The organism is Pseudohongiella nitratireducens (genome assembly GCF_001642735.1).
In the GTDB taxonomy this organism is placed as follows: domain Bacteria; phylum Pseudomonadota; class Gammaproteobacteria; order Pseudomonadales; family Pseudohongiellaceae; genus Pseudohongiella; species Pseudohongiella nitratireducens.
On record NZ_LWHM01000005.1, the window covers coordinates 94,843 to 110,489 of the forward strand.

The 15,647-nt window shown below is 49.6% G+C and carries 17 protein-coding genes; 6 read left to right on the plus strand and 11 right to left on the minus strand.

The features are described 5' to 3' along the window. Positions 1 to 176: 176 nt before the first annotated feature. The 8 genes from PSCS_RS02855 to PSCS_RS02890 all read right to left on the minus strand — a co-directional run bounded on the left by PSCS_RS02855 (position 177) and on the right by PSCS_RS02890 (position 7,122). Positions 177 to 506 carry a hypothetical protein gene (locus tag PSCS_RS02855; RefSeq protein ID WP_068810292.1) on the minus strand — a complete coding sequence of 110 codons (330 nt, stop codon included), beginning with the start codon at positions 504 to 506 and terminating at the stop codon, positions 177 to 179. Positions 507 to 550: 44 nt separating this feature from the next. Further along, positions 551 to 1,033: a JAB domain-containing protein gene (locus PSCS_RS02860; protein WP_068810293.1), complete on the minus strand. Its 483-nt coding sequence runs from the start codon at positions 1,031 to 1,033 to the stop codon at positions 551 to 553. A 158-nt stretch (positions 1,034 to 1,191) separates the two neighbouring features. Beyond that, complete coding sequence (locus PSCS_RS02865; protein WP_068810294.1) at positions 1,192 to 1,392, minus strand: hypothetical protein; 201 nt, start codon at positions 1,390 to 1,392, stop codon at positions 1,192 to 1,194. A gap of 181 nt (positions 1,393 to 1,573) precedes the next feature. Beyond that, positions 1,574 to 2,341, minus strand: a complete 768-nt coding sequence (locus tag PSCS_RS02870; RefSeq protein ID WP_068810295.1) for an endonuclease/exonuclease/phosphatase family protein — start codon at positions 2,339 to 2,341, stop codon at positions 1,574 to 1,576. A 22-nt stretch (positions 2,342 to 2,363) separates the two neighbouring features. Next, on the minus strand, positions 2,364 to 3,209 hold the full coding sequence (locus PSCS_RS02875; protein WP_068810296.1) for a GIY-YIG nuclease family protein: 846 nt from the start codon (positions 3,207 to 3,209) through the stop codon (positions 2,364 to 2,366). Between the two features lie 760 nt (positions 3,210 to 3,969). Continuing rightward, positions 3,970 to 5,253 carry a type II toxin-antitoxin system HipA family toxin gene (locus tag PSCS_RS02880; protein ID WP_068810297.1) on the minus strand — a complete coding sequence of 428 codons (1,284 nt, stop codon included), beginning with the start codon at positions 5,251 to 5,253 and terminating at the stop codon, positions 3,970 to 3,972. Beyond that, on the minus strand, positions 5,243 to 5,581 hold the full coding sequence (locus PSCS_RS02885; RefSeq protein ID WP_068810298.1) for a helix-turn-helix transcriptional regulator: 339 nt from the start codon (positions 5,579 to 5,581) through the stop codon (positions 5,243 to 5,245). The genes PSCS_RS02880 and PSCS_RS02885 overlap by 11 nt, the downstream gene beginning before the upstream one ends. A 158-nt stretch (positions 5,582 to 5,739) precedes the next feature. Beyond that, a complete protein-coding gene (locus PSCS_RS02890) occupies positions 5,740 to 7,122 on the minus strand; it encodes a Fic family protein (protein WP_068810299.1) in 1,383 nt (460 codons plus the stop codon). Positions 7,123 to 7,350: 228 nt separating this feature from the next. On the opposite strand from PSCS_RS02890, the gene PSCS_RS02895 reads away from it, so the two are divergent. From PSCS_RS02895 to PSCS_RS02905, 3 genes are all read left to right on the plus strand, one after another. Further along, positions 7,351 to 8,100 carry a cytochrome b/b6 domain-containing protein gene (locus tag PSCS_RS02895; RefSeq protein ID WP_068810300.1) on the plus strand — a complete coding sequence of 250 codons (750 nt, stop codon included), beginning with the start codon at positions 7,351 to 7,353 and terminating at the stop codon, positions 8,098 to 8,100. A gap of 100 nt (positions 8,101 to 8,200) precedes the next feature. Next, on the plus strand, positions 8,201 to 8,659 hold the full coding sequence (locus PSCS_RS02900; protein ID WP_068810301.1) for an ATPase: 459 nt from the start codon (positions 8,201 to 8,203) through the stop codon (positions 8,657 to 8,659). 139 nt (positions 8,660 to 8,798) lie between these two features. Then, complete coding sequence (locus PSCS_RS02905; RefSeq protein ID WP_068810302.1) at positions 8,799 to 9,152, plus strand: hypothetical protein; 354 nt, start codon at positions 8,799 to 8,801, stop codon at positions 9,150 to 9,152. A gap of 74 nt (positions 9,153 to 9,226) precedes the next feature. Here the strand turns inward: PSCS_RS02905 and PSCS_RS16045 are convergent, their stop codons facing one another. Together PSCS_RS16045 and PSCS_RS16405 are read right to left on the minus strand one after the other, a co-directional pair. Then, positions 9,227 to 9,490: a hypothetical protein gene (locus tag PSCS_RS16045; RefSeq protein ID WP_068810303.1), complete on the minus strand. Its 264-nt coding sequence runs from the start codon at positions 9,488 to 9,490 to the stop codon at positions 9,227 to 9,229. 29 nt (positions 9,491 to 9,519) lie between these two features. Beyond that, complete coding sequence (locus tag PSCS_RS16405; protein ID WP_229694690.1) at positions 9,520 to 9,849, minus strand: Fic family protein; 330 nt, start codon at positions 9,847 to 9,849, stop codon at positions 9,520 to 9,522. A 473-nt stretch (positions 9,850 to 10,322) separates the two neighbouring features. Here PSCS_RS16405 and PSCS_RS02920 point away from each other — a divergent pair, with 473 nt between their 5' ends. Further along, positions 10,323 to 10,979, plus strand: a complete 657-nt coding sequence (locus PSCS_RS02920; protein WP_068810305.1) for a DsbA family oxidoreductase — start codon at positions 10,323 to 10,325, stop codon at positions 10,977 to 10,979. A 107-nt stretch (positions 10,980 to 11,086) separates the two neighbouring features. Next, a complete protein-coding gene (locus PSCS_RS02925) occupies positions 11,087 to 12,358 on the plus strand; it encodes a serine hydrolase domain-containing protein (protein WP_068810306.1) in 1,272 nt (423 codons plus the stop codon). Here PSCS_RS02925 and PSCS_RS02930 read toward each other — a convergent pair. After that, positions 12,355 to 14,385: a prolyl oligopeptidase family serine peptidase gene (locus tag PSCS_RS02930; RefSeq protein ID WP_188619154.1), complete on the minus strand. Its 2,031-nt coding sequence runs from the start codon at positions 14,383 to 14,385 to the stop codon at positions 12,355 to 12,357. The genes PSCS_RS02925 and PSCS_RS02930 overlap by 4 nt on opposite strands. Positions 14,386 to 14,440: 55 nt before the next feature. Here PSCS_RS02930 and PSCS_RS02940 point away from each other — a divergent pair. Further along, positions 14,441 to 15,639, plus strand: a protein-coding gene (locus tag PSCS_RS02940; protein WP_106387068.1) for an IS3 family transposase whose coding sequence is annotated in 2 segments (ribosomal slippage) — positions 14,441 to 14,711 and positions 14,711 to 15,639 — 1,200 coding nt in all. Because the reading frame shifts where the segments join, the coding sequence is not laid out codon by codon here. The last annotated feature ends 8 nt before the right edge of the window (positions 15,640 to 15,647 follow it).

Here is a 15,647-nt window from a genome sequence, read left to right on the forward strand (position 1 = left end):
TTAGGCGACCGCGACATTGAAGCGTCTTGGCACTCCATTTCTTATCAGATCAGGGGATAAATAGCTTTGAGTCTAGCGACAAGACTGGTCTGTGGCAATAAGACCTCCAGGTAATAAGCCAGACAAAAAAATAACATCCTGCAACGCCAGGGCTCTGGCATTACAGGGGAAGTGAGTTATTTAAGCTGATCAACGACTGTCATCAATAGCTGTTGATCTTCAGCGGTATTGATCCGTGTCCCACAAAGGCTCTTAAAGCCCTTGAACTTCACCATCATGAACATCTGAACCTTGATGTTAGTGAAGTAGGTCGGGTCTTCTGGACAGATAGCCATGACCTTCCAGTACCCTTGTAAAACCAGTGAGGTACGTGAATCCATGACGTGCTCACCTCCACAGGCACACTGATACCAGTGACCGTAGTAGGGTGATAGGTCCATGCGGTTGTGCATGGCGTTGCCGAAGCTGTTTAAGAAGTTATCAAGGGGAAGCAACTTGACGGACATAGTTAATCCTTATTGGTTTGGTTGGTTGTTGAAGTTGTAGTGGTTTAAAGGAGACCGCGATCAGCCAGTGAGACACAGCCCTCGGTAGCCACAATGATGTGGTCCAAAGTCCTAATGTCGATTGTGGCCAAGGCTTCCTTGAGCCGCCTGGTAATTGCGATGTCAGCCTGACTGGGTTCAGGTAAGCCAGATGGATGGTTGTGGGTGAAGATCACAGCAGCTGCATTTAGCTCCAGGGCCTTTCTGACGACCACTCTTGGGTATACCGCCGCACCGTCAATAGTGCCTCTGAACAGATCCACGAACTTAATCAACCGATGCTGGTTGTCCAGGTACATACAACCGAAGTGCTCGTCAGGTCTATCTGCCAGTTTCAGTTGACAGTACCGTTTAACGCTTTCTGAGTTAGTCATGGCGTCTTGCTGCCTGGCAGACTGCTCCAGTATTCCGATAGCTTCGCGGATTACTGATTCCTTGTGAGAGTCCTGTTGATTCTGGTTTGATGGGTAGTGGGTTTGTGCGTTCATTAAATCTCCTTAGTAGTGCTGGATTTCCCGCGCATGCGCGTTAGCGCTTAAAGAGAGTCAATGACAGGTTAGCCTTTGGACTGTCTGACTGGCTTGTCAGTGTGTTGTGTGATGTGTCAAAAGAAGAGGGCACCACCGTTGAGGTGATGCCGTGATGGTCATGAGGGTTTTGGAAGTGAAGGGATGGATTGAGTTAGCTCGGCCAGCTTCTGCTCTTGCTCGATACCATAGCGTTCGGCATAGCCTGCTGATGTGACCTCGGCTACTTTGCCGATGTTATCTGCAGCGTTTGCGAACCGGTTGATTGCGCTGAAAACCATAGCGACTGCATTCCATATGTTGTTCCACGCGTTACCCATGTAAGTACTCCTGATTGCTGGTTTAGTAAGGACGATAGGTGCCACTTCATATGCGTCAGCATCGGTGAGAAGGTGGGGTAGGGTAGTGATTTTTATGGAAACCAGAAGGTAGGGGGGGGGGAGGTTTCTCTTGTGGGTTTGTCATTACCAATACTGGGGTCGTAGGCAGATGAGGTATTTCTCAAAACCCTGTTATCTCGATAGAGATGTCCAGCACCAGTGGGACATGGTCGCTCACGGATAACCAGTTCTTTTCGGTTGCTATCAGGATGGTACTCCTATCCGTGAGGTCAGATGACGTGAAGGCATAATCAATGTGATAGGGCTTCAGCAAGTTTCTCTGCATGAAGAAGGTGGGTCTGGTTTCTTGGCCTGGCTTCTCGTTAAAACAGTGATGGTACTGGCTACGGAACCCCATCTGGTCTAGTTCTGCGAGGACATCGGTATAGTTCCACCAACGGTCTGGACGATCCCAAATGACGTTACTGTTGAAGTCTCCTATGATAATAGTGTCTGGTTTACGGAGATCATTGCGGTGAATTTGAAGATACTTCCAGAGTTGGCCAGTATAACTAAAGGTACCCCCATTACTGGCTTTGGTCCAAACAGCCAATACAGTGATTTGCTGGTTTATGATGAAGGGTAAGAATAGCTTGAGCTCATCAGTGCGCCAGCTTTGAGCTGGGCTACTGTTTGTGAATCCCTGAATTCTATGCTCACCTGTCCAGCTGAGTTGCTCTACCTTGTGACCATGGCGCGGGAAAATACCAATGCCTTTGTTCTTGGATTCGCCAATCCAGAGATAGTCACCGGCCCAGTTTCTATATGCCTGAGTTGAGTGAGCGGGGTCTTCGCATTCTTGAATGACGAGAATGTCAGCTTTAAGGCTATCAGCTTCAGCCAACTTTCGTCTTAATGCGCCATTGCAGTTCCAGGTAATGATTCTCATAGGTTGGCATAGGTAGTTGATATTATTCGCCTTCAACTTCCTTAAGTGTTCGGCCCCTTACATCTCGCCAAGCAGTTAAGCCATTGGCACTACCACCATGAATAACGGCTGCAGCTGCACTTGGGCTGGTAAATTCAGTATCTTTAGCGAACTCCCATTTATCACCTCGGTCGATGAGTCCGCCTTCCTCGATCAGTTTGTTTCGGTGAGCTAATACGGTTGGCCACTTCTTTGATGAAGCGCGTTCTTCATAGATTGCTGTTGAACCTGCCAAGACGACCATGCCATTGGGGGTCAGGTAACCAGTTGAGATGACGTTTTTAATAGCGCAGGTAAGCAGTTCGGTATCAATACCTGGTTTCTCATTACCACCTGTCCTGACGAAGCTCTCGACACTAAGCATGGGCAGGATCTGATGTACCTTCTCCAGGAACACCTCCATATCTTCACGATCAGACTCTGGTAGTCTGGACCCGCTGCTTTGGCTATTCATGACGACCGAGCGGCCAACGTCTTTGGCCTGATCAATGAGTCTCCCCTCAATGTAGCGGATATGAGCCTTGGTTAGGTTCTCATCCTTACTTATAAAGAAGGTTATGTTGTTCCAGTAGTCTTTATTGAGGTGGGACTTCACCCGATCGCGAATACACTCAGCTTCGCCAATGTAAATGACGCTTTTATTGGTTCCTGGGTCGGTACCAGTGAGAAAGTAGATACCTGAGTTCAGTGACTCCTCGCGCTCAATTAACTTATCAAATTCACTTCGTGGACCAGCTACGGCTTTACCTGTCCAATTGGACAGCTCGACTGTACGTAGCCTTTTGGGATCACCGTAAACCAAGAAAGTTTTGAGGGTAGCTGAAGGCAATGAGTTACTCCTTGTTCGTCTCTTTACTGGTTGTTGAGCTGAGCATTCGATATAGACCAAGTAGCATTAAACGTAAATTCAACCTGATCGACATCTTAATACCTCAGTAAGCTTCAAGCCAGGACATAGTATATCGGTCGTACCTTGGTTGTAAGCTATTGTTTTTGATGGTTAGTGTATCGGTAGCTATCAGGTAAACAGCTTCTCAGTTGCTGATTACAATGAAGTGATCAATTAGGTGTATCGGTGATGTATCGGTTCAGTAGTCCCTGTGATGCTTTATCGGTAGGGGGGATTGAGAGTGGGGCTGGATGTGACCAAAATGTGACCAATTTGGAGACCGTCAAATACCATTGTAGACCGTTTTAGAAAATCTACCGATCTCTGAAAGCCCTTTAAATAAAGGGCCTCAGAGGGTTTTTGGTGGTATATGACGGTTTGCCAAAATCCGGTGAAATAGAGTTCGAATCTCTCCGGGTGCGCCAAACAACAAATGCCCCGCTCGTAAGAGTGGGGCATTTTTGTTTGTGGTATCTGGTTAATGAGAACTCCCCAGTTCGACAAAATTGCCTGGAGCAATTTTGCATGAGCGTACAGAACCCGAAGGGCGAGCCTCATGGAGGAGGCGAGTAAAAAACGCACCGCGTTTTAGACGGCCGCCAGGCCGCCCCGAAGGGGTGAGCAATCCGCCAATGCGGATTGTGAATCAATCTCTCCGGATGCCCCAGCAAACGAAAGTACACTTGATATCAGACATTCGTTAATAACCCTCAAACGCAAAATCATTAAGAAACTGTCGTTTCCACAAAAAAAAACGATCCACAACACTCAGGCCCGCTTCATCGCAAACCTTATCCCAATTGGCCTCAATTGCTTCGCGCTGCTTTTCGAAGATTGCTTTGGCCTCACTTTCCGAGAGCTGAAAATGCGGCGCGGCATCCAGGCAAGATTTAAGTTTGCGTAGCCTATTGTCACCGGAAATCAGCATGGCTTGAGTCGCTTCACTGCCTGTTCTACCTTGCGGGCAAATATCATATGCTGGCGTTAATTGTAGTGTTTTACCGTTCCAGAATGCCGCATGATTTCGTGCGTGATCATCGGTATTGCCGCACAGGATATTAAAGACAATACGAGAAAAAAGCTCTTCGAGCGTTTCTTTCGGATCATCGAAACGATGGCGGATAATTTCAGCGAAAGTTTCATAGCTTGCATACCGCGCCATCATGTCATCCAGGCCAAAGAGCGTTAGTGCGGAGACCATGGCTTTGCGCATCCAGCCCTTTGTCGTTTTTTCGCGATCAAATCGCTCAATCAGCAGAATATCTTTTTGTGCAGCTCGCACCAGTTTTACTGGCGCGGCATTTATTCCGGCAAGCGCTGCCAATTGCATGGCGATATATTCTGCCTTCACTACATTGTAAAGGTCAGTACTGGAAGGAAACTTCGCGACGTATTTCGTGCCCCGATCTTCGATCAAGGCTTTGGGACGTGCGCCGCCGATAGAGCTGCCATGGAACAGTGCCTGATCCAGCTCGGGGGTGAGTGGTACACCTTGCTCAACCCGTTCAGCAGATTGCAGCAATTCTTCCAGCGGAACATTGTTTGCCGTGCGCGGAACATATTCGCTGGGGGAGCGCTGAAAATCCAGTGCGCCAATGCGATCAGAACCGGATTCCAGCAAATAGGTTAGCTCGCCCAGCGCATCGGTATCCGTATCTTTGCCTTTGCGCCCCAGCTTTTTGTTGATGATAACGCGACGACCCCAGGCATCCGGTGCCGAATCCCGGATGCAGCCGGGCATGGTTAGCCCGTCAAGCAGGGGTAATACGCCATTTTTAAGCGGCAATTCCGGCTCATAAATAGAAATGGCCGGAGGGTTGGCGTGAATGCGATCCAGATAACTTTTACCGTAATTGAACTGCACGCTGCCCTGATCGTCAGATTCCAGTTTCCCGGCGACAACAGGTTCAGTGGCATCGGGCAGCCATATCCAAACAAAAGCTTCTTTGTCACTGTTTTTCAAAAGAGGACTCTTAGAAGTCATCGTCAGCAACCTTTACTTTCTTGCGCACGGACTTGGGTAGAAGTGCGAGCTTGTCTTCTGTTTGGCGAATATGTTTGGTAAGCGTGGTCGCTTCGGCATCAAAGAGCTTAATGCCTACGATGGTGGCAACTTCAAAGGTCGCCCCAAGCTCGCACTTGGGATCACCTTTTTCTATACGCTGCAACAGGCCGCGAGAAATTCCTGCGCGGTCGGCAACCTCTTGCACGGTCATTTTGCGCTCTTTTCTTGCCGTACGGATCAGGTTGCCAAGCAGACTGATCGCCTCAAGGCTGTAGCGGGAATAGGTGCGTGCCGATACTTTAGACATGGCTTAGCTCTTTATTTACTTTCTTTGGGTTTCTCTCTTTTGGTCTTTATGTGAACCATATAACCTTTATATGAGCTATACATGGATCATAATGCGTTTTTGTGATCTATATGTGGACCATGGCGCTGTGGCTTAAATGTAAATTATTGTAAATAATTTCAATTTCTTTTCGGCGGATTGCTAGCAAACCAAGTTTCAAACTGCGCTTCAGTGATACCCAAGCCAATGATTGCACCTGCATGCAATGTGCTTAAATCGGCTAGCGTCATGGCGGTAAATCTTGCAGTCTCGTCTATGCCATTTTGCTTGCAGAAATTTTCGATATAGTCTTCTGCTTTCTTGCCGTGCAAGCCGTTCTTGACGACCAGCCCCATGACTTCTTTTCTTTGTTGTCTGTACTGGATGCGGAACGCATCAATTTCACCGAGCGATTTTTTGACGACACCATATTGCTCGCACGAACGCAGATAGGCCCAGGCATAGAGTTCCAGCATGGGTTCGACGTTGTTTTTCTCATACATGGCAAGCAAGGCGGCGGTGTAATCATCCCGCGAAACATCGGTAAAGCTGAGCGGGCATAAATTTTCTTTAATAAAAGGGATGTTGCAGCTCAAGCGTGAAGTGCGCTTGTTAACATCTTCAAACGCCTGTAAGTAGGAATGATGCACCAGCAAAAAGAAACTTTGCTCAAACGGGTCTTTGATCTTGCGAGCTTTTAGTAAAACCAGCTCGAATAGCTCTTTGAGCAGGTGGGGGTTGTTCAACGGCTGGTAGGTCGATTGCCCAATATTCACTTCAATAGACCGGATGTTGCCGCAAGCCTCTGGGTTGGCCAGCAAATCTTGCGACAGCAAATGGTGTATGTTGCGGATCGTCAGGCTGTTTAGCTCAATATCTTGCGCGTTTTCCACCAGGAACAGAATGGCTTCCTTATGGTTCATGATCATGACGGTTTCTTCTTGAACCTTTCCTTCTGCTGTGATGCCTTCCTCAACGAGCTTTTGCGTGTCCAGCCGTGAGTAGGTGTTGCCTTCCAGGCGGCTGGAGTTATAGGACAGGTCTATGAGTAGCCGCTGGCAAATTTCCCGTGCGTAGGTGCCTGCCGCCAATGTCCTGTCGAAGCGTCTACCTGCCTTGTGCAGCTGTTTTCTGACCTTATCCGGGACATACGCTGTTTTATTTGAGACATAGCTGTCCAAAAAATCACGGTTATAGGACATTTTTGGGCGACCATGGGGTGGAGTGTCCAAATACTTAAGGATGCTCTGGCTTTCCTGGCTAAAAATCTCGTGTGCATTGTCCGTTAAATGTCCAATAAATTCTTTTTTGGATACATTGGCGGGATAGTACTTTCTGGCCTTTTTCTCACCCACTTTTAGAATGAGCCCGTCGTCTGATATGCTGACAAGGAGGCGCTGCAATGTCTTATAATTTACTGAAAAATTTATCAATTCTGAGATTTTGCTAGTAGACAATCCTTCTGGGTTTTTATCCAGAATGGCCAGGATTTCCTCTATTTCTTTTTGTCTGTCTGATGCCATGGCTACCTCTCTAAATGTCCATTAAATCAAGCTATATCATTTAATGGACAAAAACAAACAATATTTTGGACATTGACAGTTTTTAATGGACACAAATATGCGGATAGTGAGTCGATCAATATCTTTCACAATCATTGAGCCGTATCAAAGTTCTGGCGTTTGCCATGTGGTGTGGTGTCACACACAGGGAGTATAGTGAACTGACTGCTCGTCAACAGGAAACAGTTCATGAACATTTCAACCAATGCTAACCGTCAGCCTCATTCCGTCTGGGATCGCACCACACGAATTTTTCACTGGCTCAATGTTATCTGCGTGTTGCTGCTGATTATTATTGGCACTGTGATTTTGAATGCCAATTCACTGGGTGTCAGCGCCGAAGGTAAAGTCTCTCTAAAAATACTGCACGCCTACGTGGGTTATGTCTTTACGCTGAATCTGCTCTGGCGCCTGATCTGGGGATTCGTCGGCGGCAAATACGCACGCTGGCGCGCCATTCTGCCGGGCGGCAAAGGCTACCTGGGTAAGACATCCAACTACGTAAAAGGCTTTCGAAACGGAGATGCGCCTGCCTACAAAGGGCATAACCCCCTTGGTAAAATCATGGTGACAGCTATGTTGTTTTTACTGTCAGCGCAAATGGTGACCGGCTTGGTTCTGGCGGGTACAGATCTCTACTTTCCGCCCTTCGGTCACGAGTTTGCCGAATGGGCAACCGGTGCCGGTGAGGATCACAGCATGTTAGTGGGCCTGGAACCTGGCCAGAAAGAGATGCTGGATCCGGAAGGCTATGCGGCCATGCGCGAGTTCCGTGCCCCGTTTATTGAAATCCACGAGATCATTTTTTACCTGCTGATACTGGCGATCATTCTGCATGTGGCAGCCGTAGTGATCACTGAAATACGTGAACGCAGTGGCCTGGTGTCAGCGATGTTCAGTGGGGTCAAGTACTTTGATAAAAAACCGGAAGATGAATAAGGTGTCTGTTACGGTATAGTGGTGGACGTTACATCACTGCTCTCGAATCCATCACTGATACCGGAAATGTTCCGAATGATAGATTAAGGAAACGCCAACCATGGAAGTCAAAACGATTTTTGATCTGATTGAATGGTCTCGCTCCCTGCATGCGCAATTGGCCCAGTGCCTGTCGCATTGCGCCAAAATACACCCGCACGAACGTGCAGTGATGTTGCTGGAGTACCTTGCTTCTGCTGAAACAGCGATGGCAAACATGGTGGCCGATTTTGAACATCAGGCTGACCCCAAAGTGGCCAGAACCTATGTCTATGATCACATGCCTCATGAACCTGTTAAAACACACCTTGAGTGCGATGATCATTACGCGCAACTGGATGCCGATGCGATTAGTGGCGAGGTCTTTGATTTTCACGAACAGATCATTGATTTGTACCGCACCCTGCTGGGTAAGGCAGAACTCCCCGAGGTGGAAGAGTTGATGCAAATGCTGCTCGATATGGAATTGAATGAAACCAAGTTGCTGGTGCACCAGGTAGGGCGAATGGATGATTTATAGGCGTCAATGAAGGTCACTTGCGATCAACTGCACAGCAAACACGCCCAACACCGACGACTCCCTCATTCATCGAGCACCTGTTCGTGCTAACGTATGCACTCCAACTATTCATTCCTTTCAAAGTATTACTGGAGTAAAAATGTTTAAGAAAATGTTTGCATGTGCGGCCGTAATGAGTCTGATGGTTTCTACCGCATGGGCTGATGTCAGTGGTGAATGGAACTTCGCCGTTGAGATCCCCGGTGTCGGTGGTGGTAACGCCAGCGTCACTATGCAGGAAGGCGACGACGGTACACTGACGGGCACATACGCTGGTCAGCTCGGCAATACCGATTTTACTGGCACCGTGGATGACGGTGAATTTTCATTTCCGATTACCACTGATATGGGTGCGATCACCTACTCAGGCGAGCAGCAGGATGACAACACGCTAACGGGTACTTTGGACCTGGGTGGCATGGGGGAAGGCAGCTTCACGGCGACACGTAAGTAAGAAGCGCCTTTTTCTTTTTGCATCAAGACCTCACTTTCTGTAAGTGGGGTTTTGATGCACCCTGATAGCTGTTTTTATATTTCAAACTCTCTGCGTTTTTCAAAAGCAGAATTAACAATATTTTCTATTTGTGCCACTTCTGTCTCTGTGAGTTTTGCAAACTCTTTCTTCCTTCTTTTGGCAGGTAGTTTGCCTTTGTTCTGTCTGATAAAAATGATCAAGTCCTGTGTCAGTCTGTCAGGCATTTCGATTATCTCGGTAATGTTGTTCATTGCTTCATCGTGAGATTTCAAATAAGCAATTTCCCGAGGCAGGTCATTCTCAACGGTTTTTTTCACACACCTATAGAGAAATTCTGCATTACTGGTCAATCAAAGAATTGATAGAGATCAGTCGTATCATTGAGGACTTCAACATTTCTATCGGGTCGTGCTCGCCAATTGATATAGTCCATCAATGGTTTCGAGTGGGCCTGAAGCGTTTCCCGGTAGTCCTCAATCTGATCCTGCATGACGGTTGAAACCGGAAACACCATAGCCGCAGGAGTGAACTTTCGCTCAGCAAGTACATGGTGAATTAAACAGCGGTGCAGTCTGCCATTTCCATCTGCAAGGGGGTGGATGTAGACAAATCCAAACGCGATGACGTTTGGATAATTCACCCGGGACCGTGAAGTACTTGTCTGGGTCCAGTGCATCAACAGCCGTGACGGGTTCAGCGTCTGGAATGGGTAGTTGGTTGTTGGTCAGAAATTCGTAGAAAAACCAGACACGTCTTGAGGTGGAGCCGGTAGGGGTAGACGTTATAAAGCGGACAACCTCTTTTTCTGGCAGCGCTTCAAAAACACGTTTCATGACCAACAGGTCAATGACGTCATGGCGAAAGGCAAAGTTAAGATGAGCATCGACGGTGTCTTTGGGTTGATAGCGTTTGTTGATTATTCTTCATGAATGTCGAAATTCTATTCTTTAATTCTCTTATGTCGAAAATCAATTAAAAATGTCGAAAATAGGTGTTATAAGTCTTTGATTGAAGAAATCCAGTCATTTTGATGTATTCAATAGTTGGTAATGTAAGTAAATTGACGCTAGTGTTTAATGATAAGTTGTTTTTAGATAAGTTGTTTTTAGATAAGTTGTTTTTAGATAGTTAGGATGCATTGGCTTTACTATGAATAAACTGCAAATCGACATCGTCTCCGACATCGCCTGCCCCTGGTGTGCCATCGGCTATGCCCGGCTCGAACAGGCCATGGCAAAGCTTGGGTCAGACTATGAGTGCAACGTGCAATGGCACGCCTTTGAGCTTAACCCCGGCCACGACGGGCAGGGCGAACCTATCTTGCCGGCACTGGCCAGAAAATACGGGCGCAGCGAAGACGAGATGCGCGCCGGACAAAGCCAGATGATGGCCATCGCCAAAGACCTGGGCATCAACTTTGAGAAATTGCAGGAACGCTATACCTGTAACACCTTTGATGCACACAGACTGGTCAAGTGGGCGGATGAGCACGGTCAGCAAACCGCCATGAAGCAGGCGCTGTTTGAAACGTACTTTGGCAAAGGGCTGGATGTGTCGGATCTGGATATTTTGCTGTCCTGTGTGGAAGGTTTAGGTCTGGATGTAGAGCAGGCCAGGAAAGTCTTGGCATCAGATTTGTACACGGATGAAGTGCGGGCAGATGAAGCCAAATACCAGGGAGCAGGAGTCTCTTCTGTGCCCGCGTTTATCATCAATAACCAGTACCTGATTTCCGGCGCACAGGAACCTGATACTCTGGTTAAGGCATTGCAGGACATCAGTGCTGAGAGTCCTCAGGCAGGTTGACGGTACCACCTAAGAAAGGGCCTCCCCAAAAGGCCATCCAAAAAAGGTCATCCAAAAAGAGGCCATTCAATATAGTCATCACAATAAGCAAAAAGAAGGAAATGACGATGAACAAGCTCACCGCTTATGGAGTAGCGCTGACATGGACTGTGCTGGCTTCAGCTACGCACGGGGCCAGTGAGAATGCACAGCAGGCAGGTGCGCTGTCAGGCAGCTCTCTGCAGAGAATTGATGCCTCACACTTTAATATCGACGATCAGGAAATCGCTGATATTCGGCAGGGCATGCAGTCGGCCGTCGATGCTGACTACATCGCTGGCGCACTGCTGCTGGTGGGCAACAGCGATGGCGTGGGGATGCTGGAAACCATCGGCACCCAGGGCCCGGGTGACGCGCAACCGGTCAACGCAGAGACCATCTTCCGTATCTACTCCATGACCAAGCCGATTGTCAGCGTGGCCGCCATGTCACTGATCGAAGACGGCCTACTAAGTCTGGATGATCCGGTCGGTGATTACATTCCTGCCTTCAACAATCTGCAGGTCATGAATGAAGACGGCACCACGCGCCCGGCGCAGAATGAGATGCGTATTGAAAACCTGCTGACGCATCAGTCTGGCCTGATTCAATCCATCTTTGCGCTGGGCACCCCACTCGGTACGGCTTACCAGGAAAATGTCCCCGTCAAAGCTGACCTGACCTCAACGGCCACAGCACTGGAAATCGCGCAGCGCATTGGTCAATTACCCCTGGCGTTTGAGCCGGGCACCGCCTGGCACTATGGTCACTCCACTGACGTGCTGGGTGCGGTGCTGGAAGTGGCGGCGGGTAAACCGCTGGATGCCATCCTGGCAGAACACATTTTTAATCCACTGGGCATGGATGAGACCACCTTTTATGTACCGGAAGCAAAACGTGCACGCATTGCCCAGCCGATTCACGGCGATATGAGCGATAACACCGAGGCCAGGGATTTTCTGTCAGCAGGTGCTGGGTTGAACTCAACAACCGAAGACTATGCCCGATTCGCACAAATGCTGCTGAACGGTGGAGAATACCGGGGGCAGCGCATCATTGACGAAGCCACCCTGGAACGGATGCGGGTGCCAGAAATCGATGACAACGTCTCGCGTGAGAATTTCTTCTACGGCTCAAGCGGTAACTGGGGGTTGGGTTTCCATCTGCAACCCATAGATGCCAGTCAACCGGAAGGGCCCTACAACTTCGGCTGGCGCGGTATTGGTGGTACACTCTTTGTCGTTGATCCGGTCAACGACTTCTATCTGCTGTACATGGAGCAGAGATGGGGTGGGCCGAGCGGTGCGCCGTTTGATAACAACGCCGCGCAGCGGGTGGTTTACGAAGCGATCCGGGATTAATTTGATCCAAGCCGATCCCACATGTACGCAAACATCAACGCATTCAACTGCGCCCTTTGTTCATTGTTCGCCGCTCCGGAATGCCCGCCCTCGGTGTTTTCGTAATAGAGCACGTCGTGGCCCATGTCGCGCATTTTGGCCACCATCTTGCGGGCATGAGCCGGGTGGACCCGATCATCGCGGGTGGAGGTGGTGAAGAAAATCAGGGGATAGTCTTCGTCTTCGCGGATGTTGTGATAGGGCGAGTAGGTCTGCATGTATTCCCACATATCGGGGTCGTCCGGGTTACCGTATTCACCCATCCAGCTGGCACCTGCCAGCAGCAAGTGGTAACGCTGCATGTCGAGCAGTGGCACCTGGCTGAGTACGGCATTGAACAGTTCCGGGCGACGCATGGCGGAGGCGGCGACCAGCAGACCGCCGTTACTGCCTCCACGAATCCCCAGGTGGTCGGGGGAGGTGATGTTGCGGGCAATCAGGTCCTCGGCCACTGCCTCGAAATCCTCATAAGCTTTATGGCGATTCTTTAGCAAGGCAGCCTGGTGCCAGCTGGGGCCGAACTCACCACCGCCGCGGATATTGGCCAGCACGTAGACGCCACCATGTTCCAGCCAGTTGCGGCCAATGACAGGTGAGTAGTAAGGGCCGTAGCTGATTTCAAAGCCACCGTAGCCAAACAGGTAGACCGGGTTCTGACCGTTGCGGGGCGCCTCTTTGTCCATGACGACGAAGTAGGGCACTTGCGTGCCATCAGCCGAGGTCGCCAAGTATTGCAGGGTTTCCAGGTTTGCCGCATCAAACATCTCGGGCAGGCGCTTCAGTTCTTGGGGCTGCAGGTTGCTGCCGACATGGTAGAGCGTGGTTGGCTCAGTGAAACTCTGGTAGCTGACAAAGAAGTCTTCGTGCTCAAAAGACGTGTTGAGTGGGGAAATCGCACCGTTGCTGCCAAAGGCCACATTCTCAGCATTCCAGCGCCCCATGTGATTGCCGTTCTCACTGGGTGTATAACGGGTCAGTCGGCCACGGACATTGTCCAGCCAGTTAACCAGCACGGCATTGGCCGTGATGTGGATGCTGTTGATGGCGGTTCGATCACCTGGTTCGACGAACAGTTCAGGCGCTGCCGTGCCTGCCAGCAGGTCTGGCATGGGCGCGTGAACAATCGCACCCTGGGAGAACTCGCCCCAGTCACTGCGCAATTCTATGAATACTTCATTCTGGAACAGCCCGACGATGTCGCTGTCGTTGGGGATATCCAGGTCGATCAGTTCGCCGTTCTGGAGCACCGCGCGATCGCGCTCGTAAAAGCTGACGCTATCGGTAAACAGGGTATAGGTGTTGCTTTCGTCGCGTAGTATCGTGGTGAACACCGACACAGAATCGGTAGGCACACTGAAGAGCAGCGGGGCGTCTTCCAGTGGCTGGCCACGTTGCCAGCGGCGCATCTGCGCCGGGTAGCCGGAGTCCGTCATGCTACCTGTGCCCAGGTCGGTGCCAACGGCAATGGTATCTTCATCCAGCCAGGTGACACGTGACTTGGTTTCCGGTAAGGAGAAGCCGTCGCGGATAATGGCTTTGTCGGGAATGCTGAACTCACGCACCATCACGGCATCGGAACCTGCCACTGAAAAGCTGACCAGACAACGCTCATAGTCGGGATAGCGGCAGTTGATCTCACCCCAGGTCCAGTTCTGCTGCTCAGTTTGGGCCAGCTCATCCAGATCCAGAATGGTTTCCCAGGCTGGGTCGTCCTGACGGTATTCGTCCAGCGTCGTACGACGATAGAGCCCGCGCGGGTGCTCGGCATCGCGCCAGAGGTTGTAGAGGTAGTCACCACGGCGTGTCACAGAAGGAATGCGGGCGTCGCTGTTCAGTACTTCCAGTGAACTCTCATACAGCGTCTCGTACATGGGATGAGAGGTAAGCTGTGGGAGGGAGCGCTGATTCTGCTCTTCCACCCAGGCCAGTGCTTCCGGGCTTTCCACCTCCTCCAGCCAGAGGTAGTCATCTGTAGTGGCATAGTGAATTTGGCCACCTAATCAGAGCTGCTATGATAGCAGCCATAGCAAATTAGGTGACAAAATGACAAAGAAGAAAGGCCCCAATTTCAGCCCTGAATTCAGGCTCGAAACAGCACAGTTGGTTATCGATCAAGGTTACAGTCATCAGGAAGCTGCTGATGCGATGGGAGTGGGTTACTCAACGATTGGTAAGTGGGTAAGGCAACTTCGCGCAGAGCGCTCAGGCACCACTGCTCAGTGCACCCCGATCAGTGATGAGCAAAGAGAAATACGAGAGCTAAAGAAACGGGTTGAACGGCTTGAATTAGAAAAGGATATTTTAAAAAAGGCTTCAGCTCTGTTGATGTCGGACTCCATGAAACACTCTCGATAGTTGAGAGACTGAGTCAGAGCGATAAGCGCCGTTATACGGTAAAAATATTGTGCGAGGTATTGGATGTCCACCGCAGCACGTTCAAGTATTGGCAAAAGCGGGATAAACGTATCAACCCGGAAACCGTCAAATTGCATAGTTTAGTGCGAACTGCCCACCGGTTGAGTCAAGGCTCAGCTGGTGCCAGAACTATCGCTGATATAGTCACCAACGACGAGTCGCACCCAGTCAGTTTATCTCGATATCGTGCCGGGCGTATTATGAAAAAACTCAGTTTAGTCAGCTGCCAGTTGCCCAAACATGCATACAAGAAGGCGGCGCAGGAACATGTTGCCATACCTAACCTACTGGCTAGGGAATTTACCGTTTCGCATCCCAACCAGGTGTGGTGCGGTGATGTCAGTTTTATTTGGGCGGGGAGTCGTTGGGCATATTTAGCAGTTGTTATTGACTTGTTTGCCCGAAAGCCAATTGGCTGGGCTATGAGCTATTCACCGGACAGCTATTTAACGTGTCAGGCCCTGACAATGGCTTATGAAAGTCGCGGGCGGCCGCAGAACATCATGTTCCACAGCGATCAGGGCAGTCATTATACCAGTCGTCAATTCAGGCAAAGAGTATGGCGATACCGGATGAAACAAAGTATGAGCCGTCGCGGAAACTGTTGGGACAATAGTCCAATGGAAAGGTTTTTCAGGAGTTTAAAAACAGAATGGGTACCGGTCACAGGTTACCGGTATTTTACGGAAGCCAAACAGCGTATTGGTGATTATATCCATGGCTATTACAGTCAGCTCAGACCGCACTCATTCAACGGTGGATTAACACCAAATGAGAAAGAACAGAGGTACTGGGATAGCTATAAACCCGTGGCCAAAATGACTTGACCACTACA